Origin of the sequence: Noviherbaspirillum phoenicis (assembly GCF_047237965.1) — a bacterium.
Classification (GTDB): Bacteria; Pseudomonadota; Gammaproteobacteria; order Burkholderiales; family Burkholderiaceae_D; genus Noviherbaspirillum_A.
Genome location: NZ_JBDFLX010000001.1, coordinates 2608995 through 2630168, shown reverse-complemented (window position 1 = coordinate 2630168; position 21174 = coordinate 2608995). Strand labels below are relative to the sequence as shown.

Annotated in this window: 19 protein-coding genes; 15 read left to right on the top strand and 4 right to left on the bottom strand. The window is 65.5% G+C overall.

Features of this window, described 5'->3' with window-relative positions; genetic code table 11:
• Positions 1–3 precede the first annotated feature (3 nt).
• Entirely contained in the window at positions 4–855 is an 852-nt protein-coding gene (gene thiD, locus ABC383_RS11930; protein ID WP_413014187.1) for a bifunctional hydroxymethylpyrimidine kinase/phosphomethylpyrimidine kinase, read from the bottom strand.
• Positions 856–1143: 288 nt separating this feature from the next.
• Here thiD and glgC point away from each other — a divergent pair, with 288 nt between their 5' ends.
• From glgC to ABC383_RS11905, 5 genes are all read left to right on the top strand, one after another.
• Positions 1144–2427: a glucose-1-phosphate adenylyltransferase gene (glgC, locus tag ABC383_RS11925; protein WP_413014185.1), complete on the top strand. Its 1284-nt coding sequence runs from the start codon at positions 1144–1146 to the stop codon at positions 2425–2427.
• The gene (gene glgA, locus ABC383_RS11920) at positions 2427–3890 is read left to right on the top strand and encodes a glycogen synthase GlgA (RefSeq protein WP_413016323.1); all 1464 of its coding nucleotides are present in this window, start codon (positions 2427–2429) and stop codon (positions 3888–3890) included. The genes glgC and glgA overlap by 1 nt, the downstream gene beginning before the upstream one ends.
• Before the next feature lie 281 nt (positions 3891–4171).
• Complete coding sequence (locus ABC383_RS11915) at positions 4172–6622, top strand: glycogen/starch/alpha-glucan phosphorylase (protein ID WP_413014183.1); 2451 nt, start codon at positions 4172–4174, stop codon at positions 6620–6622.
• Positions 6623–6714: 92 nt separating this feature from the next.
• Positions 6715–6888, top strand: a complete 174-nt coding sequence (locus ABC383_RS11910; protein WP_194714983.1) for a hypothetical protein — start codon at positions 6715–6717, stop codon at positions 6886–6888.
• A 239-nt stretch (positions 6889–7127) separates the two neighbouring features.
• Positions 7128–8090, top strand: coding sequence for a Bug family tripartite tricarboxylate transporter substrate binding protein (locus tag ABC383_RS11905; RefSeq protein WP_413014181.1), 963 nt, complete (start codon positions 7128–7130; stop codon positions 8088–8090).
• 85 nt (positions 8091–8175) lie between these two features.
• Here ABC383_RS11905 and ABC383_RS11900 read toward each other — a convergent pair whose 3' ends face one another.
• Together ABC383_RS11900 and ABC383_RS11895 are read right to left on the bottom strand one after the other, a co-directional pair.
• Entirely contained in the window at positions 8176–9306 is a 1131-nt protein-coding gene (locus ABC383_RS11900) for an anhydro-N-acetylmuramic acid kinase (protein WP_413014180.1), read from the bottom strand.
• 105 nt (positions 9307–9411) lie between these two features.
• Complete coding sequence (locus ABC383_RS11895; RefSeq protein WP_413014178.1) at positions 9412–10776, bottom strand: M23 family metallopeptidase; 1365 nt, start codon at positions 10774–10776, stop codon at positions 9412–9414.
• A gap of 140 nt (positions 10777–10916) precedes the next feature.
• On the opposite strand from ABC383_RS11895, the gene tyrS reads away from it, so the two are divergent.
• The 7 genes from tyrS (at position 10917) to ruvC (ending at position 16944) form a co-directional block, all read left to right on the top strand.
• Positions 10917–12179 (top strand): tyrosine--tRNA ligase, encoded by a 1263-nt coding sequence (tyrS, locus tag ABC383_RS11890; protein ID WP_413014176.1) that lies wholly within the window; start codon positions 10917–10919, stop codon positions 12177–12179.
• On the top strand, positions 12176–12640 hold the full coding sequence (dtd, locus tag ABC383_RS11885; RefSeq protein WP_413014174.1) for a D-aminoacyl-tRNA deacylase: 465 nt from the start codon (positions 12176–12178) through the stop codon (positions 12638–12640). The genes tyrS and dtd overlap by 4 nt, the downstream gene beginning before the upstream one ends.
• Before the next feature lie 11 nt (positions 12641–12651).
• Complete coding sequence (locus ABC383_RS11880; protein WP_413014172.1) at positions 12652–13293, top strand: histidine phosphatase family protein; 642 nt, start codon at positions 12652–12654, stop codon at positions 13291–13293.
• A gap of 106 nt (positions 13294–13399) precedes the next feature.
• Complete coding sequence (gene dusB, locus ABC383_RS11875) at positions 13400–14416, top strand: tRNA dihydrouridine synthase DusB (RefSeq protein ID WP_413014170.1); 1017 nt, start codon at positions 13400–13402, stop codon at positions 14414–14416.
• Positions 14417–14446: 30 nt separating this feature from the next.
• Positions 14447–14680 (top strand): Fis family transcriptional regulator, encoded by a 234-nt coding sequence (locus ABC383_RS11870; protein ID WP_194714975.1) that lies wholly within the window; start codon positions 14447–14449, stop codon positions 14678–14680.
• A gap of 136 nt (positions 14681–14816) precedes the next feature.
• Positions 14817–16382: a bifunctional phosphoribosylaminoimidazolecarboxamide formyltransferase/IMP cyclohydrolase gene (gene purH, locus ABC383_RS11865; protein WP_413014168.1), complete on the top strand. Its 1566-nt coding sequence runs from the start codon at positions 14817–14819 to the stop codon at positions 16380–16382.
• 19 nt (positions 16383–16401) lie between these two features.
• Complete coding sequence (gene ruvC / locus ABC383_RS11860) at positions 16402–16944, top strand: crossover junction endodeoxyribonuclease RuvC (RefSeq protein WP_413014166.1); 543 nt, start codon at positions 16402–16404, stop codon at positions 16942–16944.
• A 926-nt stretch (positions 16945–17870) separates the two neighbouring features.
• Here the strand turns inward: ruvC and ABC383_RS11855 are convergent.
• Complete coding sequence (locus ABC383_RS11855) at positions 17871–18347, bottom strand: signal peptide prediction (RefSeq protein ID WP_413014164.1); 477 nt, start codon at positions 18345–18347, stop codon at positions 17871–17873.
• A 54-nt stretch (positions 18348–18401) separates the two neighbouring features.
• On the opposite strand from ABC383_RS11855, the gene ruvA reads away from it, so the two are divergent.
• The 3 genes from ruvA (at position 18402) to ABC383_RS11840 (ending at position 21084) form a co-directional block, all read left to right on the top strand.
• Positions 18402–18977: a Holliday junction branch migration protein RuvA gene (gene ruvA / locus ABC383_RS11850; protein WP_413014163.1), complete on the top strand. Its 576-nt coding sequence runs from the start codon at positions 18402–18404 to the stop codon at positions 18975–18977.
• A 58-nt stretch (positions 18978–19035) separates the two neighbouring features.
• Complete coding sequence (ruvB, locus tag ABC383_RS11845) at positions 19036–20103, top strand: Holliday junction branch migration DNA helicase RuvB (protein ID WP_413014161.1); 1068 nt, start codon at positions 19036–19038, stop codon at positions 20101–20103.
• 138 nt (positions 20104–20241) lie between these two features.
• A complete protein-coding gene (locus ABC383_RS11840) occupies positions 20242–21084 on the top strand; it encodes a 2-keto-4-pentenoate hydratase (RefSeq protein WP_413014159.1) in 843 nt (280 codons plus the stop codon).
• The last annotated feature ends 90 nt before the right edge of the window (positions 21085–21174 follow it).

The following is a 21174-nucleotide window of genomic DNA, read 5'->3' as shown; positions in this document are numbered from 1 at the left end:
AAATCAGCCCGGCAATTTGTGCAGGGCCACCGGCGCAAACCCATGATTCAGCGGCCCATGCCCGCCGCCGACCCGCACATCCGCCCCGTGCCGGATCGCCTCGACCACATAGGCCCGCGCCAGCCGCACTGCTTCCGGCAACGCATGCCCCATCGCCAGATGGCAGGCAATGGCCGACGACAGCGTGCAGCCGGTGCCATGGGTATTGCCGCTGGCAATGCGCGCGCTGGCGTAGCGCTGCGGCGGCCGGCCGGTTTCCAGCAGCAGATCGACCAGTTCCTCGCCCGCCAGGTGGCCGCCCTTGAGCAGCATGGCCGGCGCGCCCAGCGCCAGCAGGTCGGACGCTGCCTGCGCCAGTTCGGCTTCCCGCGTCACGGGCCGGCCCAGCAGCAGGGCGGCTTCGTCCAGGTTAGGCGTCACTACCGTGGCCAGCGGGAACAGTTCGCGCACCAGCACCGCCACCGTTTCGCGGGCGATCAGCGCGTCGCCGCTGGTGGCCACCATCACCGGGTCCAGCACCACTTTCGTCCAGCCGTAGCGGCGGATCGCCGCTGCCACCGCCAGCACCACGTCCGGATCGTGCAGCATGCCGATCTTCACTGCGTCCACGCCGATGTCGGTGGTCACCGCGTCGATCTGCTGGGTCAGTAGCGATGCCGGCAGGGCCTGGATGGCGGTCACGCCCAGGGTGTTCTGGGCCGTGATCGCGGTAATGGCGCTCATGCCGTAACAGCCCAGGGCGGCGAAGGTCTTCAGGTCGGCCTGGATGCCGGCGCCGCCGCCGCTGTCGGAGCCGGCAATGGTCAGGACGCGAACGTAACGCTGCGATGGTGCGGGAGAAGCGGGCATGGACATGGCTGGTGGAAGGCGTGGTGGATGGAACGACAAACAGAACCGGAGGAAACCTTGCTCAAGGGTATGATAATTGCATGGAACTTGCACGCGGCAGCCAATTCTATCAAGGCAGGCGCGCCTGACGGCCACGGTTTTCCTTACATGGACTAGCGCAGGAACAATACTGGCGGCCGGCGATTGAGAGATAGTTTTGACAATAAACACGTTTTCCAGGTGACGCCGGACGGCAGACATGCATGCTCCCCGCCACACCAAACCATCACAAAGACACGAAAAATGAGACGATCAATGGACAAACTTCTGGTCTCGCGGCAACTGCCCAAGCGCACCATGGCGCTGGTGCTGGCCGGGGGCCGCGGGTCGCGGCTGGAGCGTCTGACGGACAAGCGCGCCAAGCCGGCGGTGTATTTCGGCGGCAAGTTCCGCATCATCGACTTCGCGCTGTCGAACTGCCTCAATTCCGGCATCCGCCGCATCGGCGTGGTGACGCAGTACAAGTCGCATTCGCTGCTGCGCCACCTGCAGCGCGGCTGGAGCTTTCTGCGGCCGGAAATGAATGAATTCATCGACCTGCTGCCGGCCCAGCAGCGCGTCAGCGAAACCCACTGGTATCGCGGCACTGCCGACGCGGTCTACCAGAACCTCGACATCATCCGCGGCTACGCCCCGGAATACGTGGTGGTGCTGGCCGGCGACCATATCTACAAGATGGACTATTCGCTGATGCTGCTGGACCATGTCGAACGCGGCTCGGGCTGCACGGTCGGCTGCATCGAGGTGCCGCGCATGGAAGCCACCGCCTTCGGCGTGATGGCCATCGACAGCAACCGGCGCGTGGTCGACTTCGTCGAGAAGCCGGCGCAGCCGCCCGGCATGCCCGACAACCCGGACATCGCTCTGGCCAGCATGGGCATCTACGTGTTCAATGCCGACTACCTGTACCGGCTGCTGGAAGACGACCTGAAGGACCCTTCCTCCAACCACGACTTCGGCAAGGACATCATCCCCAAGGTGGTGCGCGACGGCAGCGCCACCGCCCACCCGTTCAGCATGTCCAGCATCCCGCCGACGGAAAGCGCCGAGCACATCGCCTACTGGCGCGACGTCGGCACCGTGGACGCGTTCTGGTCGGCCAACCTCGACCTCGCCACCGACAAGCCGGAACTGGACCTGTACGACCGCGACTGGCCGATCTGGACCTTCCAGGAGCAGCTGCCGCCGGCCAAGTTCCTGCCCGATGAAAACGGCGTGCCCGGCAAGGCGGTCAATACCCTGGTCTCCGGCGGCTGCATCGTCAGCGGTTCGGACATCAACCAGGCGGTGCTGTTTTCCAGCGTCACCGTGGACACCCACTGCGTGATCAACCAGGCGGTGATCCTGCCGCAGACCAAGATAGGCAAGAACTGCCGGCTGACCAAGGTGGTGATCGACCGCGGCTGCAACATCGAGGACGGCACCGTGATCGGCGAAGATCCGGAACAGGATGCCCAGCGCTATTTCCGCACCGAAGACGGCGTGGTGCTGGTCACCGCCGACATGCTTGGGCAGGGCGGCGCCGCTCCTGCCGCATGATGCGGGTACTGCAGGTCTGCGCCGAACTCTATCCGCTGCTCAAGACCGGCGGCCTGGCCGACGTCACCGGCGCGCTGCCGCCGGCGCTGGCGCTGCTGGGCTGCGACACCCGGGTGCTGGTGCCAGGCTTTCCGGCGCTGCGCGACGGCATCGTCGAGCAGCAGCTGGTGACGGACCTGTCGGGCCGCTTCGGGCCCGAAACGGTGCGGCTGTACTGCGGCCTGCTGCCGGGCAGCGCGGTGATGGTGTACGTGATCGACGCACCCCAGTTCTACGACCGGCCCGGCAATCCCTATTACGACAGCGAAGGCCGGGACTATCCCGACAATGACCGCCGCTTCGCGCTGCTGGGCCGGGTCGCCGCCTGGCTGGCCGAGGGCGGCGACAGCTGGTGGCAGCCGCAGGTGGTGCATGCGCACGACTGGCATGCCGGCCTGGCGATGGCCTACCTGAAGGCGCGCGAGCACCAGACCGGGCGGCGCCTGGCCGGCACCGTCTACACCGTGCACAACCTGGCCTACCAGGGCATTTTCAGCGACTGGTCCTTCGGTGCGCTGGGCCTGCCGGATTATTTCTTCAACCTGTACGGCCTGGAATACCACGGCCAGGTGTCCTTCATGAAGGCCGGGCTGTACTACGCCGACAAGCTCACCACCGTCAGCCCGACCTATGCCCGCGAGATCCAGCGGCCGGAGCAGGGCTGCGGCATGGACGGCCTGCTGGCCTCGCGCGCGCATGACCTGCACGGCATCATGAATGGCGTCGACCCCGCCGTCTGGAACCCGGTGTCGGACCGGCTGCTGCCGGCCAATTACGATGCCGCCGACCTGTCCGGCAAGGCCGCCTGCAAGCGCGAGCTGCAGGCCGCGCTGGGCCTGGCGCAGCGCGCCGATGCGCCGCTGTTCTGCGTGGTGAGCCGGCTGGCGGAGCAGAAGGGCCTGAACCTGGTGCTGGCCGGCCTGCCGGCGCTTGTTGCGCGCGGCGGCCAGCTGGCGCTGCTGGGCAGCGGCGACCCCGGCATGGAAGCGGCCTTTCTCGACGCCGCGCGCGCGAACCCGGCCGCCGTCGCGGTGAAGATCGGCTACGACGAGGCGCTGTCGCACCGGCTCATCGCCGGCGCCGACGCGATCCTGGTGCCGTCGCGCTTCGAACCCTGCGGCCTGACCCAGCTGTATGGCCTGGCCTATGGCACGCTGCCGCTGGTGCACCGGGTCGGCGGCCTGGCCGACTCGGTGGTCGACTGCAGCCTGGAAAACCTGGCGGAAGACCGCGCCACCGGCTGCACCTTCGACGGCTTCACGCTGGAAGCCTACGAGGCGGCGCTGCGGCGCGCCTTCGCCCTGTTCGCCCGCCCCGACGACCTGGCCCAGGTGCAGCGCTGCGCAATGCGGCAGCAGTTCAGCTGGGACGTGGCGGCCCGGCAGTACCTGGCGCTGTATGAGCAGGTGGCGGTCCCGGCCTGACGGCATGGCCGGCGTGAGCCCGGAGGGCGCGCGGCCGGCTTGACAAGCTGTCAGCAGGCGGGACTGACAAGTTGTTGTAAATCAACCGCACGGGCGCTTGTCGCCTGCGCTATCCGCCCCGGCTCGTGTACGCTTGCGTTCCTGGGCAACGATGCCAACCCTTCCAAACCGCTCGCGCCATTTCCCTGTCCTGTCGAAGAAGACGGCAGCCGGCGCCGATGCGGTCAATGCCATCTTCGTCCATCACCTGCCATTCCATTCCGTCCTGATACCGACCAACCATGGCCCATTCCGAATTCGAGTACGACCGCGTTGCGCATGACGTTCATACCCTGATGCGCTCGATCGCCAACAAGCTGATGTACGCCGTTGGCAAGAACCCCGCCGCCGCCCGTCCCCAGGACTGGCTGCAGGCCGCCGAACTGGCAGTGCGCGACCGCATGGTCGAGCGCTGGATGAAAACCACCAACGAGTACTACGCGCAGGATGCCAAGCGCGTCTATTACCTGTCGATGGAATTCCTGATCGGCCGCACCTTCACCAATGCGCTGCTGGCGCTGGGCATCTACCAGGAAGTCAAGGATGCGCTGCGCGCGCTGGACATCGACATCAACGAACTGGCCGAGCTGGAGCCGGATGCGGCGCTGGGCAACGGCGGCCTGGGCCGGCTGGCGGCCTGCTTCCTCGACTCGATGGCCACGCTGGGCATTTCCGGCATGGGCTACGGCATCCGCTACGACTACGGCATGTTCCGCCAGCAGATCATCGACGGCCGCCAGGTCGAGGCGCCGGACTACTGGCTCTCCGGCGGCAACCCGTGGGAATTCCCGCGCCCCGAGGTGCAGTACCGGGTGCGCTTCGGCGGCCGTATCGAGAAGGAGGGCGACAAGGTGCGCTGGCTCGACGGCGAGGATGTGCTGGCCATGGCCTACGACACCATCATCCCCGGCTACGGCACCGAGACCACCAACACGCTGCGGCTGTGGTCGGCCAAGGCCACCAGCGAGATGGACCTGTCGGCCTTCAACCAGGGCAACTACTTCGCCGCGGTGGAAGACAAGAACCATTCCGAGAACGTGTCGCGCGTGCTCTATCCCGACGACTCCACCCAGTCCGGCCGCGAACTGCGGCTGCGCCAGGAATACTTCTTCGTCTCGGCCAGCATGCAGGACCTGATGGCGCGCCACCTGCGCAACGGCCACAGCTTCGACAGCCTGCCCGACCATGTCGCGGTGCACCTGAACGACACCCATCCGGTGCTGGCGGTGCCGGAGCTGATGCGCATCCTGCTCGACGAGCACCAGCTCGCATGGAGCCATGCCTGGGGCCTGGTGCAGCGCATCTTTTCCTATACCAACCACACCCTGATGCACGAGGCGCTGGAAACCTGGCCGGTGGAGATGATGGGCCGGCTGCTGCCGCGCCATCTCAACATCATCTTCGACATCAATGCCGACTTCTTGAACAGCGTGACCGCGCAGTTCGGCCATGACTTCGAGCTGATGCGGCGGCTCTCGCTGATCGACGAGCATGGCGAACGCCGGGTGCGCATGGCCTATGTCGCGGTGGTGGCCAGCCACAAGGTCAATGGCGTGTCGCGCCTGCACTCGGAACTGATGAAGCAGTCCATCTTCGCCGACTTCGCCCGCGTGTTCCCGGACCGCTTCAACAACAAGACCAACGGCGTGACGCCGCGGCGCTGGCTGGCGCAGGCCAACCCGGGATTGTCCAACCTGATCGACAGCCATATCGGCCGCGGCTGGCGGCGCCATCTCGACCAGCTGGCCGAGTTGAAGCCGCTGGCCGCCGACCCCGACTTCGCGCAGCGCTTCAAGCATGCCAAGCGCCAGAACAAGCTGCGCCTGGTGGACTGGGTGCGCGAGCACATGGACATTGCGCTGAACCCGGACTCGCTGTTCGACGTGCAGGTCAAGCGCATCCATGAATACAAGCGCCAGCTGCTGAACCTGCTGCAGGTGGTGGCGCGCTACAACCGCATCCTGGCCAACCCGGAGGCCGACTGGGTGCCGCGCACCGTGCTCTTCGCCGGCAAGGCGGCCTCGGCGTACCACACCGCCAAGCTCGTCATCAAGCTGATCAACGACGTGGCGGCCAGGGTCAACAGCGATCCGCGCGTGGGCGACCGGCTCAAGGTGGTGTTCATGCCCAACTACAGCGTCAGCCTGGCCGAACTGATCATCCCGGCGGCCGACCTGTCGGAACAGATTTCCACCGCCGGCACCGAGGCTTCCGGCACCGGCAACATGAAGCTGGCATTGAACGGCGCGCTGACCATCGGCACGCTGGACGGCGCCAATATCGAGATCATGGAGCAGGTCGGCGAGCAGAACATCTTCATCTTCGGCGCCACCACGCCGCAAGTGGCCGACATCCGCGCCCACGGCTACCAGCCGCGGCAGCTGTACGAGACCAATGCCGAGCTGCGCCAGGTGCTGGACCAGATCCGCGACGGCGTGTTCTCGCCGGACGAGCCGGGCCGCTTCCAGCAGCTGTTCGACCTGCTGGTCAATTTCGGCGACCACTACCTGCTGCTGGCCGACTTCAGCAGCTACATGGAGGCGCAGGACAGGGTCGACGACCTGTACCGCCAGAGCGAGGAGTGGACCAGGAAGTCCATCCTGAACGTGGCCGGCATGGGCGTGTTCTCTTCCGACCGCACCATCGCCGAGTATGCCGAGCAGGTATGGCATACGAAACCGCTCAAGCTTTGAGCCGATGCCGGCGCGCCGCCGGAATCTTTCGGCGGCGCCTCTTGTCAGACGGATATGTCGATGTGGCATGAAACCGTTGCAAGGAGCACAGCATGAGCAGTGATAAAACCAACGACAAGACCAGCCAGCAGAAGGCCAACACGCCCACCGAAGCCGAGTCCAAGGCGCATCAGCACAAGCAGAGCGGCAAGGACGGCGCCAGCCATACCAAGGCCTCGACGGGCGAGGGCGCCGGAGGCGGCGCGAAGCAGCAGCGCAACCACTAGAGCGCCTTGGTGCGCAGCGCCGTGACTACAGGCGTTGCGCCCGCGAAAGGCGCATGGAAGTCGCCGCCGGCCATGGCATGCCAATGCCATGGCCGGCTGCTTGATGCCACAGCCTGAAAAGCCGCCGCACCCTCGCGACGATTCCGCTAAACTTGCGCCTTTCATTTTCCCTACTGGTTCCGCCACAGGCGCGCCGCGGCCCGCTGTCAGCATCGCTGCCGCTTTGCGGAAAACTCGCCATGCTCAAGAAACTCCTCATTACCGCCGTCTTCGTCTGCGGCGCCGCCGCTGCGCACGCGCAGTCCTTTCCCGCCAAGCCGATCCGTCTGGTAATTCCCTTTCCGCCCGGCGGCGGCACCGATATCCTGTCGCGCCTGGTAGCCAACCGGCTGAGCGAATCGACCAAATGGAACCTGGTGCCGGACAACCGTCCCGGCGCCGGCGGCACCATCGGCGTTGCGGAGGCGGCCCGCGCCGCGCCGAACGGCTATACGCTGCTGATGGGCCAGAAGGACAACATGGCCGTCGCTCCCTGGCTCTACAAGGAACTCAGCTATGAGCCGGTGCGCGATTTCACGGCGGTGGCGCATGTCGCCTACACCCCGGTGGTGATCGTGACCGGCGCGCAGTCGCGCTTCAAGTCGCTGGCCGACGTCGTCGCCGCGGCGCGCAGCGCACCCGACAGCATTACCTACGGATCGCCGGGCAACGGCACTACCATCCACCTGGCCGCGGAAAGCTTCAACCAGGCAGCCGACATCAAGCTGCGCCACGTCCCCTACAAGGGTTCGAATGCCGCGATGATGGACGTGCTGGGCGGCAGCATCGACCTGGCGGTGTCCTCGGTGCCTTCGGCGCTGAGCCAGATCAAGGCCGGCAAGGTGAGGGCGCTGGCCGTCACCTCGGCGGCGCGCAGCACTTCGCTGCCGGACGTGCCGACGGTGGCCGAGTCCGGCTACAAGGGCTTCGACGTCAATACCTGGTACGGCCTCTTCATGCCCGCCAAGACGCCGAAGGACGTGGTCGAGCGCGTCAACCGGGAAGTCAACAGCCTGCTGCAGACCCCGGCAATGCAGAGCGCGATTCACGACCAGGGCGCCGAGCCGAAGGCCATGACGCCGGAACAGTTCGGCGCGCTGCTGCAAAGGGACTACACCGACTCGAAGAACGTCGTCGCCCGCACCGGGATGAAAATCGAGTAAGGCGCTGTAGCGAACGGCAGCGCCGGTGGCGTGACTATCCGGCGCGGTTCCGGCCTGGCGCCGCGCGTGCGCGCCGGGCATCCGGTCAGGCCGGGTAGAGCGCGCCCATTATCCGCGGCCCGCGCGCGCCGGTGACGGCCGGCAGGTTGCCGGGCAGGCGGGCGACGAAGCGCTGCGCCAGCCAGGCAAAGGCAAGCGCTTCCACATGCTGCGCCGCCATGCCCAGCGCATCGGTGGCGGCAATCGCAACCGGCTGCTTCAGTTGCGCCAGCGCGGCCCCGAGTTCGTCCAGCAGATGGGTATTGAAGGCGCCGCCGCCGCACACATAGACCGCCCTGGCCGCCGGCGCATGACGATGGATCGCCTCGGCCAGCGTGACCGCCGTGTAGCGCGCCAGGGTGGCCTGCACGTCCACCGGGGCCAGCATGCCGAACGGCCCGAGGCGGGCGGCCAGCCAGTCGGCATGGAACAGGTCGCGCCCGGTGCTCTTGGGCGGCGGCAGTGCCAGGTAGGGTTCGTCGAGCAAGGCCTGCAGCAGCGCGGCATCGACCCGGCCGCTGGCGGCCCAGCTGCCCTGGTCGTCGTAATGCCGGCCGCGATGCCGGAATATCCAGCCATCCATCAGCGCATTGCCGGGGCCGGTGTCGAAGCCGGCGGCGCTGTCGCTGGCCGGATCGAGGATGCTGATATTGGCGATGCCGCCGATGTTGGCCAGCACGATGGCCTGCGCCGGATCGGCAAACATGGCGTGGTGAAAGGCCGGCACCAGCGGCGCGCCCTGGCCGCCGGCGGCGATGTCCCTGCTGCGGAAGTCGGCGATCACGTCGATGCCGGCTAGCTCCGCCAGCAGCGCCGGGTTGTTGGTCTGGCGGGTATAGCCGGCCCCCGGCTGGTGGCGGATGGTCTGCCCATGCACGCCGATGGCGCAGACCTGCGCTGCGGACACGCCGGCCTCATCCAGCAGGTCGGCCACGCACTGCGCGTAGAGCCGTGCAAGCGCATCGGCGGCCAGGCTCTCGCGGTGGATTTCGTTTTCGCCGGGCGCCTGCAAGGCCATCAGCGCGGCGCGCAACTCGTCCGGAAAGGGACGGTGCGCCGCCGCCAGCGTCGTAATGCGCGTCGGCTCGCTGCCGATGGAAGCCAGCACGCCGTCAACGCCATCCATGCTGGTGCCGGACATCAGGCCGATAAACAATGAGGAATTAGTGTGCGCCATGAAAAAGACCGCTTTCCTTGGCCGATTGCGCTGACGTGCAAGCCGGTTTCGGAAAACGGTCCCATGAAAGTGGACGAAGCCGGCATGGTGCCGGCAGGATGCGTTCTAGTTGGATGCCACCCGGACCGCATCTTCCTGCGGCATCATCAGCGCGAAACGATGGGTCATGTCGCCGGCAACCCTGCGGAAGCGCTGCAGTTCGGCGCCTGCCAGCGGCGCCACGTTGGGCAGGTCGATGCTCAGCGGATCGCGCGGCTCGTTGTTGACGCGGAACTCGTAGTGCAGGTGCGGCCCGGTGGACCAGCCGGTGGAGCCGACATAGCCGATCACGTCGCCTTGGCTGACTTTCTGGCCCTTCTGCAGGCCGCTGGCAAAGCGGCTCATGTGGGCATAGGCGGTCGAATAATTCGACCAGTGCTTGATGACCACGATGTTGCCGTAGCCGCTCTGCACGCCCGAGAATTCCACCACGCCATCGCCGGACGCCCGGATCGGGGTGCCGGTGGCGGCGGCGAAGTCGACGCCCTTGTGCTGGCGCCAGTGTCCCGAGATCGGATGCATGCGCATCGAAAAGCCCGAGGAGACGCGGGAGAATTCCAGCGGCGACTTCAGGAAGGCCTTCTTCAGGGACTTGCCGTCGAAGCCGAAATAGCCGCCAGCCTTGCCCGGCTCCTCGAACCAGACGGTCTGGTAGGTCGATCCGCCATTGCGGAACTCGGCCGCCAGGATGCGCCCGGAACGGACGTACTCGCCGTCCTGCCAGAAGGTTTCGTAGATCACATTGAAGCGGTCGCCGCGGCGCAGGTCGGTGCGGAAGTCGATATTGGTGGAAAACATGTCGACGATCTGGCTGGCGATCGCATCTGGAATCTGCGCCACGTCGGTAGCGGCAAACAGGGAGGAACGGATTTCGCCGGACCGCATTTCCATCCGCTTTTCCAGCGCTGCCGCCACCACCGAGGCCTTGAAGCTCTCGCCGTCGCGCTTGATGAGCAGGTTCCTCACCGGCGTGTTGTCGCGAGTATCGTTATCGGCCGCGCTCATCCACAGCAGCTGGCCGTCGGCGCCGGTTTGCGCCTGTACCCGCTTGCCTGTCTTCAGCTGCAGCATGCCGCGTGCAATTGGATCGGTCTTGATGAAGGCGATGGCGTCGTCGTCGTCGATGCCGAGGCGCTGCGCCAGCGTGGCCAGCGTATCGCCGGAACGGACGCGCTCTTCGTTGATGAAGGTTTGGGCGGAGGGCGTCAAGCCGGCGACCTGTTCCGCCAGCGTGGGCAGGGCCAGCTCCTCGACGATCGACTGCACCGGCAGGTCGGAGGCGTCAGGCGCCATCGGGGCAACGCCGGCCGCGCCAAAGGCGCACATGGCCAGGAATACTGCCGATGCGGATATGATCCGGTGCTTTCGTGACGATCCGACAAACCGTGCGCTGCGCGCGCCCATGCTCAGTAATTTATCTATAGCGACCATTCGATCAGTTAAAATCTGCCGTTTTGTCGTCAACATCGGCGAAAAGTTGCCGTGTTGATATCGAGCAAGGTTAAAGAAAGCCGGCATTATAACAACGTAAATTGTCGATTTCCCTCAAAAATGCCATTTTGATCAGTGTTATGACCAACCATTCTCAAGAGAAACAAAGCCTTACGTCGCCGGCCGCAGAGTCATTGCCGCTCACCGAAAGCGTGCAAAACGCACTCAATATCATCAAGCGCGGTATCGATGAGCTGCTGGTGGAGTCGGAACTGGTGCAAAAGTTGCTGCGATCTGAAAAAAACGGCAAGCCGTTGCGCATCAAGCTGGGCCTGGACCCCACTGCGCCCGACCTGCACCTGGGCCATACCGTCGTGCTCAACAAGATGCGGCAATTGCAAGATCTGGGCCACACGGTCATTTTCCTGATCGGCGATTTCACCTCCATGATCGGCGACCCGTCGGGCCGCAACGTCACCCGGCCGCCGCTGACGCGCGCGCAGATCGAGGAAAACGCCAAGACCTACTTTGCCCAGGCCAGCCTGGTGCTGGACCCGGCCAGAACCGAGATCCGCTACAACTCCGAGTGGTGCGACCAGCTCGGCGCGCGCGGCATGATCGAGCTGTCGTCGCGCTATACCGTCGCCCGCATCCTGGAGCGCGAGGACTTCACCAAGCGCTTCAGGGAAGGCACGCCGATCTCGGTGCATGAGCTGCTGTATCCGCTGATGCAGGGCTACGACTCGGTGGCGCTGAAGGCCGACCTGGAACTGGGCGGCACCGACCAGAAATTCAACCTGCTGGTGGGGCGCGAACTGCAGAAGCACTATGGCCAGGAGCAGCAGTGCATCCTGACCATGCCGCTGCTGGAAGGCACGGACGGCGTCGACAAGATGTCCAAGTCCAAGGGCAACTACATCGCCATCACCGAGCCGGCCAACACCATGTTCGCCAAGATCATGAGCATTTCCGACCCGATGATGTGGCGCTACCTGGAACTGCTGTCCTTCCGTTCGCTGGCCGAGATCGCGCAGTTCCGCGCCGAGGTGGAGGGTGGCCGCAATCCGCGCGACATCAAGGTGCTGCTGGCGCAGGAAATCGTCGAGCGCTTCCATTCGCGCGCGGCGGCCGAGGCGGCGCTGGCCGATTTCGACAACCGCGCCCGCGGCGGCATTCCCGACGACATCGCCGAAGTCGCGGTGTCCGGCGCGCCGCTGGGCATCGGCCAGCTGCTCAAGCAGGCCGGCCTGTGCGCGTCGACCTCGGAGGCGCTGCGCATGGTGGAGCAGGGCGGCGTGCGCATCGACGGCGCCGTGCTGTCCGACAAGGCGATGAAGGTCGAGGCGGGCAGCTTCGTGCTGCAGGTCGGCAAGCGCAAGTTTGCCCGGGTGACCCTGGCGTGATCGCGCTCTTGCAGCGGGTCAGCAGCGCCGGCGTGGTGGTCGATGGCGCGCTGGTGGGCGCGATCGACGCCGGCCTGATGGTGCTGGTCTGCGCCGAGCGCGACGACAGCGAACGCGAAGCCGACGCCCTGCTGACCAAGCTGCTGGGCTATCGCGTGTTTTCCGACGAAGCCGGCAAGATGAACCGCAGCGTGGCCGATGTCGGCGGCGGCCTGCTGCTGGTGCCGCAGTTCACGCTGGCGGCCGATACCCGTTCCGGCACCCGGCCCTCGTTCACGCCGGCGGCGCCGCCCGAGCAGGGCCGGCGCCTGTTCGACCATTTCGTGGCGGCCGCGCGCCAGCGGCATCCGGTGGTGGCCACCGGCGTGTTCGGCGCCGACATGAAGGTCAGCCTGACCAATGACGGGCCGGTGACCTTCTGGCTGCAGATCAGGCCGCCGCAAACCGTCCGCACCAACTGAAAGAGATACGCATGACCGAGATTTTCCTGATCCGCCACGGCGAAACCGCCTGGAATGCCGAGAAACGGCTGCAGGGCCACCTGGACATTCCGCTCAATGCGGAAGGCGAACGCCAGGCGGCGGCACTGGCGCGGGCGCTGGCTGACGAGAAGTTCGACGCCATCATCAGCAGCGACCTCGGCCGCGCCCGCAGCACCGCGCAGGCGGTGGCGACCGCGCTGGGCATGCCGCTCTCCACCGACCCGGCGCTGCGGGAACGCTGCTTCGGCGCCTTCGAGGGCCTGCTGTACGAGGAACTGGAAGCGCGTTTTCCGGAGGCGCATGCCCAGTGGCGCGCGCGCGACCCGCATGCCCGCTATCCGGATGGCGAACGGCGGGCGGAAACTTTCGCCGAATTCGCGCAGCGCGCGGTCGACGCGGTGATCCGGATTGCCGAGGCGCATCGCGGCCAGCGCATCGCGCTGTTCAGCCACGGCGGCGTGCTGGACTGCGTCTACCGCGCCGCGCACGGCATGGACATCAGCGCGCCGCGCAATTTCGACGTGCTCAATGCGGCGATCAATCACCTGCGCTGGGACGGCGAAACGCTGCAGGTGTTGCGCTGGTCCGACAATGCGCACCTGACGGCTGCCCTGGATGAACTGGGCAACTAAGGTAGTTACAGCAATTTAGTTGCCTCATTGCATAGTAAGTGTGTATACGGCCCGGAGCGGGAGGCGATTGAGGCTAAAATAGCGCTTTTCGTTTTTTGGCCACCTCGTGCACATCGGACCTTATCAGTTGCGCAACAACGTATTTGTCGCTCCGATGGCAGGGGTGACCGATCGTCCGTTCCGCCAACTCTGCAAGCAGCTTGGCGCCGGCTATGCGGTGTCCGAGATGGCGGCGTCCGATCCACGCCTGTGGGCCAGCGAGAAGACCTCCCGCCGCATCAACCACGATGGCGAGATGGAACCGCGTGCCGTGCAGATCGCCGGCGCCGACCCGCAGATGCTGGCCAATTGCGCCCGCTTCAATGTCGAGCGCGGCGCCCAGATCATCGACATCAACATGGGCTGCCCGGTCAAGAAGGTCTGCAACAGCTGGTGTGGTTCTGCCCTGCTGCAGGACGAGGCGCTGGTGGCGTCCATCCTTGAAGCGGTCACCGGCGCGGTGGACGTGCCGGTGACGCTGAAATTCCGCACCGGCTGGGACCGCCAGCACAAGAACGCGCTGAAGATCGCCGCCATCGCCGAAGCCAGCGGCATCGCCATGCTGACGCTGCATGGCCGCACCCGGGCCGACGGCTATGCCGGCGAGGCCGAGTACGACACCATTGCCGCGGTCAAGGCCAGCGTCGGCATTCCGGTCGTGGCCAATGGCGACATCACCTCGCCGGAAAAGGCCAGGGCGGTGCTGCAGGCGACCGGGGCCGACGCGGTGATGGTCGGCCGCGCCGCCCAGGGCCGGCCCTGGATCTTCCGCGAAATCGCGCATTTCCTGCGTACCGGCACCCATCTGCCGGCGCCGCTGGTGGACGAGGTCGCGGCGCTGATGGAAGAACACCTGCTTGCGCACTATGGGTTTTACGGCGCCTACCTGGGCGTGCGCACCGCGCGCAAGCACATAGGCTGGTACGTAAGGTCGCTGCCCGGCGGCGAGGCATTTCGCCGGGCAATGAATCTGTTGGAGGACTGCGACGCGCAACTCGCGGCCGTCAGGGACTTTTTCCGCGCCCAGCACGCCTATGGCGAGCGGCTGCGGTACGGCCTGGCGGACGACAAGCTCGCAGCCTGAATCCATAATAAAAACACTCAACTACTGAATATGAGCAAAGACAACATCCAGGACGTCGTCAAGAAGAGTCTGGAAAAGTATTTCAAGGACCTGGGCGAGCAGCAGCCCTCGAATGTCTATGAAATGGTGGTATTCACCGTTGAAAAACCTATTCTGGAAGCAGTCATGGCGCGCGCGGAGGGCAACCAGTCGCATGCGGCCGAAATGCTGGGCATCAACCGCAACACCCTGCGCAAGAAGCTGCAGCAGCACGGCCTGATCTGACGCCCGCCAGGCTGCCCCACCGGGGCCGCCGGGTCCACCGAGTCGGATGCTTACGGCCGTGCCGCGCAAGGCGCCATGTCTGCCATGGCACACCGCAACGGCTTTCACCACATCAATCACTTTGGCTATCTCCATCATGATCAAACAAGCCCTCATCTCCGTTTCCGACAAGACCGGCGTGCTCGACTTTGCCCGCGCGCTGTCTGCCATGGGTGTCAACATCCTGTCCACCGGCGGCACCGCCAAGCTGCTGGCTGATAACGGCGTGGCAGTGACCGAAGTGGCCGACTACACCGGCTTCCCGGAAATGCTGGATGGCCGGGTCAAGACCCTGCATCCGAAAGTGCACGGCGGCATCCTGGCGCGGCGCGACTTCCCGGAGCATGCGGCGGCGCTGGAGCAGCATGGCATCCCGACCATCGACATGGTGGTGGTCAATCTCTATCCCTTCGTGCAGACGGTGTCGCGCGAGGAATGCTCGCTGGAAGACGCGATCGAGAACATCGACATCGGCGGCCCGGCGATGCTGCGTTCCTCGGCCAAGAACCACAAGGACGTGATCGTGCTGTGCGACCCGTCCGACTATGCGCCGGTGCTGGCCCAGCTGCAGTCCGGGTCCGGCGAGGTCGGCTATGCCACCCGCTTCGCGCTGGCCAAGAAGGTGTTCGCCCATACCGCGCAGTACGACAGCGCGATCACCAACTACTTCACGTCCCTGGGCGACGACCTGGCCCACGCCAGCCGCAGCGCCTATCCGGAGACGCTGAACCTGCATTTCGAGAAGGTGCAGGAAATGCGCTACGGCGAGAATCCGCACCAGTCGGCCGCCTTCTACCGCGACCTGGCCGTGCCGGCCGGCGCGCTGGCCAACTACCGCCAGCTGCAGGGCAAGGAGCTGTCCTACAACAACATCGCCGACGCCGACGCCGCCTGGGAATGCGTGAAGACCTTCGAAGGCAGCGCCTGCGTGATCATCAAGCATGCCAATCCCTGCGGCGTGGCGGTTGGCGCCAACCCGCTGGAGGCCTACAGCAAGGCGCTGCAGACCGACCCGACCTCGGCCTTCGGCGGCATCATCGCGTTCAACCAGGAACTCGACGGCGCGGCGGCCGAAGCGGTCGCCAAGCAGTTCGTCGAAGTGCTGATCGCGCCGTCGTTCACCGAGGAAGCGCGCAAGGTGTTCGTTGCCAAACAGAATGTGCGCCTGCTGGAAATCCCGCTGGGCAATGGCATCAATGCCCATGACTTCAAGCGCGTCGGCGGCGGCCTCCTGGTGCAGTCGCCGGATGCGAAGAACGTGCAGGTAGCCGAGCTGAAGGTGGTCAGCAAGCGCCAGCCGACGCCGCAGCAGATGCAGGACCTGATGTTCGCCTGGCGCGTGGCCAAGTTCGTCAAATCGAACGCCATCGTCTTCTGCGGCAACGGCATGACGCTGGGCGTGGGCGCCGGCCAGATGAGCCGGGTCGACTCGGCCCGCATCGCCTCGATCAAGGCGCAGAATGCCGGCCTGTCGCTGGCCGGCTCCGCGGTGGCGTCGGACGCCTTCTTCCCGTTCCGCGACGGCCTCGACGTGGTGGTGGCCGCGGGCGCGACCGCGGTGATCCAGCCGGGCGGCTCGATGCGCGACCAGGAAGTGATCGCCGCGGCCGACGAGCAGGACGTGGTGATGGTGCTCACCGGCACCCGCCATTTCCGTCACTGATCCGGCGGGGCAGGCAATCATGCGCATACTCGGCATCGATCCCGGCCTGCGGGTGACCGGCTTTGGCGTCATCCACAAGGAAGGCAACAAGCTTGCCTATATCGCTTCCGGCACCATCCGCACCGTCGATGCCGATTTGCCGTCCCGCCTGAAAACCATCCTGGCGGGCGTGTCGGAAGTGGTGCGCACCTACCAGCCGGACTGCGCCGCGATCGAGAAGGTATTCGTCAACGTCAATCCGCAGTCCACGCTGCTCCTGGGCCAGGCGCGCGGCGCGGCGATTTGCGCGCTGGTGCACAACGAATTGCTGGTGTCGGAATACACTGCGCTGCAGGTCAAGCAGGCGGTGGTCGGCCACGGCAAGGCGGCCAAGCAGCAGATGCAGGACATGGTGCAGCGCCTCCTGGTGCTGCCGGGCCTGCCCGGCACCGATGCCGCCGATGCGCTGGGCGTGGCGATCTGCCATGCCCACAGCGGCGAGACCCTGGCCATGCTCAACGGCCTGGCGCCGGGCCTGTCGCGCCGCGGCCTGCGGGTGCGGGGCGGACGGCTGGTTGGCTAGACGGTTTGACCCTTGGGGGCTATTGCGTGGGCTTGGTGAGATTGCCGATGTAACTGCTGGATTGCAGATTGGCGGGGCTGTGGGGCACGGTTGCAGTTGCAGTTGCAGTTGCAGTTGCAGTTGCAGTTGCAGTGGCCGTTGCCGTTGCCGTTGTTTTTGAAGTTGCAGTTGCCGTTGCTTTTAAATCCCGTTGAGCGCGCCGTGCCGTCGGTGCGTGGAGCGGGAAAAGGTGCGGCGTCTGTCTGAGCCAAGCGCAGCTTGGCGAGTTTAGCCGCGCCCCGCTCCATGCATCGACGGCACGGGGACCCTCGCGCAGCGAGGGCGCGATCACCGGGTCGCCTTTTCTTGCCTACTTCTTTTGGCGAAGCAAAAGAAGTAGGTCGCCCGCCGGGGCGAACTCCCGGCTTGGTCATGACGACAGTGCAGTCGGCTTGTTTCACCCGGCGGAAAGACGTCACTGCGAAGCAGCAGTTGCAGTTGCCTTTAGCAGTGCGCTGCGATCACTGCTAAAGGCAACACCGACAGTGCTGCCCGAGCGTTGCCGGGTGACGCAATGCGGCTGCACTGCCGTGGAGACAAGCCGGGAATCCGTCCCGGCGGCCGGGTCACTTTTTTTGCTTCGCCAAAAAAAGTAACCAAAAAAAGGCGACCCGGTGATCGCGCCCCGCTGCGCGGGGTGCCCGTGCCAGCGGTACCCGGAGCGGGGCGCTCAACGGGATTTCACTGCAACGGCCACTTCAAAAGCAACGGCAACGGCAGAAGCCACTGCAACATCAACGGCCGAAGCCACTGCAACTGCAACGGCTTTGGAAAATTCCATGCCCCAAGGACATTGCACCAAATTGCCGACTGGGCCGAACGATGGGCAGCCTATTGCGCTTCAGGCATGGCGCCCCGCGCCGGCTGCTCGCTTACTCCCGACGGCCTCAGGCGTGCCGTTCCGCCTTGCGCGCGGCAATTTCAAACACGTTGTTCCAGTAGGCATCCTGGCCGCGCAGCAGCGCCCAAGCGCTGGCGCCAAGATAGACGAAGGGAAATAAAATGCCCCAGCAGGCGGCCTGGCGCACATGCGCCAGTTCATGGGTCAGGATGCGGCGGGTCAAACTGCTGCGTTCGGCAATCACTACATGGCCAATCGCCATTGCGCACATCGCGCCGAAAGGATGCCGCTCCAGCATGTAATCCGCAGCCCGGCCGCTGAACAGCAGCGCCGGCGCGCGTGCGGAGCGCACCAGCCGCACCTCGCCGCGGCAGGCGATGACCGGCAATGCCAGCAGCAGGCCGACCAGCGTCAGCGGCAATGCCCACACGATGCCAACCAGCAAGGCCAGCATCTGCAGCAGCTTTTGCAGTGCCGACGGGCGGGGCGGGATCACAATAAGGTCGTCTCCGGCATCAACCATGGCGGTGTCCTGTAGTCCTGTATGATTCCAACACTTATATGAAAGCTTAACCAGATGATAGGCCGACTTTCCGGAACTTTGCTTGAAAAAAATCCACCGCAACTGCTGATCGATTGCAGCGGTGTCGGCTACGAAGTCAGCGTCCCGATGAGCACCTTCTATAACCTGCCGGGGCTGGGGGAAAAGGTGGTGCTGCTGACCCATCTGGCGGTGCGCGAGGATGCGCATTTATTGTACGGCTTCGGCAATGCCGAGGAACGCGAAGTGTTCCGCCAGTTGATCAAGATCTCGGGTGTGGGCGCCCGTACCGCGCTGTCCATCCTGTCCGGCATGTCGGTCGCCGAATTGTCCAGCGCGGTCACGCTGCAGGAATCGGGTCGGCTGACCAAGATCCCGGGCATCGGCAAGAAAACCGCCGAGCGCCTGCTGCTCGAATTGAAGGGCAAGCTGGGCGCCGACATCGGCGCGGGCGGCGCGCAGCACGGCGACGCCAGTTCCGATATCCTCAATGCACTGCTGGCGTTGGGTTACTCCGACAAGGAAGCCACGCTGGCAATGAAGCAGGTGCCGGCCGGCGCCGGGGTGTCGGAAGGCATCAAGCTGGCGCTGAAAGCCCTGTCCAAGGGGTAGGGATTAAGCGCACTGCATGCAGTGCGCACTGTAAACAGACAAGCGCAGGACCCACGCCATGAGCATCCAGACAGACAATTTTTCGGAACAACGCATCATCGCCGCCACGCCGGCCTCGCCGAACGAGGAAGCGATCGAACGGGCGCTGCGGCCCAAGCAACTCGACGAGTATGTCGGCCAGGAAAAGGTGCGCGGCCAGCTCGAAATCTTCATCGCCGCCGCCCGCAACCGCAAGGAAGCGCTCGACCACACGCTGCTGTTCGGCCCTCCCGGCCTGGGCAAGACCACGCTGGCGCATATCATCGCGCGGGAAATGGGCGTGAACCTGCGCCAGACGTCCGGCCCGGTGCTGGAGCGCGCCGGCGACCTGGCCGCGCTCTTGACCAACCTTGAGGCCAATGACGTGCTGTTCATCGACGAGATCCATCGGCTGTCGCCGGTGGTCGAGGAAATCCTGTATCCGGCGCTGGAGGATTACCAGATCGACATCATGATCGGCGAAGGCCCGGCCGCGCGCTCGGTGCGGCTGGACCTGCAGCCCTTCACGCTGGTCGGCGCCACCACCCGCGCCGGCATGCTGACCAACCCGCTGCGCGACCGTTTCGGCATCGTCGGCCGGCTGGAATTCTATACGCCGGACCAGCTGGCGCGCATCGTCAGCCGCAGTTCGGCGCTGCTCAATGCGCCGATCGACGATGAAGGCGCGCTGGAAATCGCGCGCCGCAGCCGCGGCACGCCGCGTATCGCCAACCGGCTGCTGCGCCGGGTGCGCGACTATGCCGAGGTCAAGGGCAACGGCGCCATCACCAAGGCCATTGCCGATGCGGCGCTGGTGATGCTGGATGTCGACCCGGTCGGCTTCGACCTGATGGACCGCAAGCTGCTGGAGGCGGTGCTGTTCAAGTTCGGCGGCGGGCCGGTCGGCCTCGACAACCTGGCCGCCGCCATCGGCGAGGAGCGCGACACCATCGAGGATGTGCTGGAGCCCTACCTGATCCAGCAGGGCTTTTTGCAGCGCACGCCGCGCGGCCGCATCGCCACGCCGGCGGCCTATAGTCATTTTGGCATCGCCGCGCCGCGCACCAGTCCGAACGGCGATCTGTGGGACCCCGCCAGCATGGGCTGATACCGGCTTTCATGCCCGGCGCTGCCCAGGCGGCTTGCGTGGACGCAATTGGCGGCGGGAAGGCTTGTGCAAAGATTGTCCGTCGCTGAAAATGCGATGTCTTCCCGGATCGCCTATCCTTCCTGCTGCGAGTTCCCTATGCTTTTGTCCGCCCAAGCTGCCCGCCATGCACATCGCCTGCTCGCAGCCCGTGCCGATGCCGAACTGATTCCCTGCCTGTCGTCGCAAGGCCCGCTGTCGATGGCGGATGGCTATGAAGTTGCCAAGAACATCATGGATATCCGGATCGCGCAGGGGGAAACCATGGTCGGGCGCAAGATCGGCTTCACCAACCGCGCCGCCTGGCCGCGGTTGAGCGAGACCGAGGCCCTCAAGGAACCGATCTGGGCGCCGCTGTTCGACAGCACCGTGCGCTTTGCGCCGGACAACCACGGCATCCAGAGCCTGGCCGGCGCCCAGCAGCCGCGGCTGGAGCCGGAAGTGGTGTTCAAGTTGGGCGCAACGCCCGCGCCGGATGCCAGCCCCAGGCAGCTGGCCGACTGCATCGAATGGATGGCGCATGGCTTCGAGATCGTCACCTGTCCCTATCCCGGCTGGACATTCGAGCCGGCCGACGCGGTGGCCGCCTTCGGCCTGCATGGCGCCCTGATCGTCGGCGAACCCAAGGGCGTATCGGTCGAAACCCGCCGCAACCTGGGCGAGGTGCTGGGCATGGCCAGCATTTCGATGTCCTGGGGCAGGGATGGCGTGATGAGCCTGCGCGGCGCCGGCTTCGGCAGCGACGTGATGGGCAGCCCGGTGCAGGCGCTGTGGCACCTGCATGCCATGCTGCAGAAGCAGCCGCAGTTCCCGCCGCTGGCCGCCGGCGAGATCATCACCACCGGCACCTGGACCGAGGCCTATCCCATCGAAGCCGGGCAGACCTGGATCAGCGCATTTTCCGGCATCATCCTGCCCGGGCTGAATATTTCTTTCGTATAAAGAAAAACGCCGGAGGACCGGCGTTTGTCGTGTTGCGTTTCATGCCCGAAGCGGCTGCAGCGCGCAAGCAAAGCGCCGCAACCGGTCTTG

Coding starts and splice junctions, on each gene's coding strand:
- ruvA (WP_413014163.1), top strand. CDS start 18,402: ATGATAGGCCGACTTTCCGGAACTTTGCTTGAAAAAAATCCACCGCAA.
- ABC383_RS11895 (WP_413014178.1), bottom strand. CDS start 10,776: ATGGTCGCTATAGATAAATTACTGAGCATGGGCGCGCGCAGCGCACGG.
- purH (WP_413014168.1), top strand. CDS start 14,817: ATGATCAAACAAGCCCTCATCTCCGTTTCCGACAAGACCGGCGTGCTC.
- ABC383_RS11880 (WP_413014172.1), top strand. CDS start 12,652: ATGACCGAGATTTTCCTGATCCGCCACGGCGAAACCGCCTGGAATGCC.
- glgC (WP_413014185.1), top strand. CDS start 1,144: ATGGACAAACTTCTGGTCTCGCGGCAACTGCCCAAGCGCACCATGGCG.
- ABC383_RS11905 (WP_413014181.1), top strand. CDS start 7,128: ATGCTCAAGAAACTCCTCATTACCGCCGTCTTCGTCTGCGGCGCCGCC.
- ABC383_RS11900 (WP_413014180.1), bottom strand. CDS start 9,306: ATGGCGCACACTAATTCCTCATTGTTTATCGGCCTGATGTCCGGCACC.
- thiD (WP_413014187.1), bottom strand. CDS start 855: ATGTCCATGCCCGCTTCTCCCGCACCATCGCAGCGTTACGTTCGCGTC.
- ruvC (WP_413014166.1), top strand. CDS start 16,402: ATGCGCATACTCGGCATCGATCCCGGCCTGCGGGTGACCGGCTTTGGC.
- glgA (WP_413016323.1), top strand. CDS start 2,427: ATGCGGGTACTGCAGGTCTGCGCCGAACTCTATCCGCTGCTCAAGACC.
- ruvB (WP_413014161.1), top strand. CDS start 19,036: ATGAGCATCCAGACAGACAATTTTTCGGAACAACGCATCATCGCCGCC.
- ABC383_RS11870 (WP_194714975.1), top strand. CDS start 14,447: ATGAGCAAAGACAACATCCAGGACGTCGTCAAGAAGAGTCTGGAAAAG.
- tyrS (WP_413014176.1), top strand. CDS start 10,917: ATGACCAACCATTCTCAAGAGAAACAAAGCCTTACGTCGCCGGCCGCA.
- ABC383_RS11840 (WP_413014159.1), top strand. CDS start 20,242: ATGCTTTTGTCCGCCCAAGCTGCCCGCCATGCACATCGCCTGCTCGCA.
- ABC383_RS11855 (WP_413014164.1), bottom strand. CDS start 18,347: ATGGTTGATGCCGGAGACGACCTTATTGTGATCCCGCCCCGCCCGTCG.
- ABC383_RS11910 (WP_194714983.1), top strand. CDS start 6,715: ATGAGCAGTGATAAAACCAACGACAAGACCAGCCAGCAGAAGGCCAAC.
- ABC383_RS11915 (WP_413014183.1), top strand. CDS start 4,172: ATGGCCCATTCCGAATTCGAGTACGACCGCGTTGCGCATGACGTTCAT.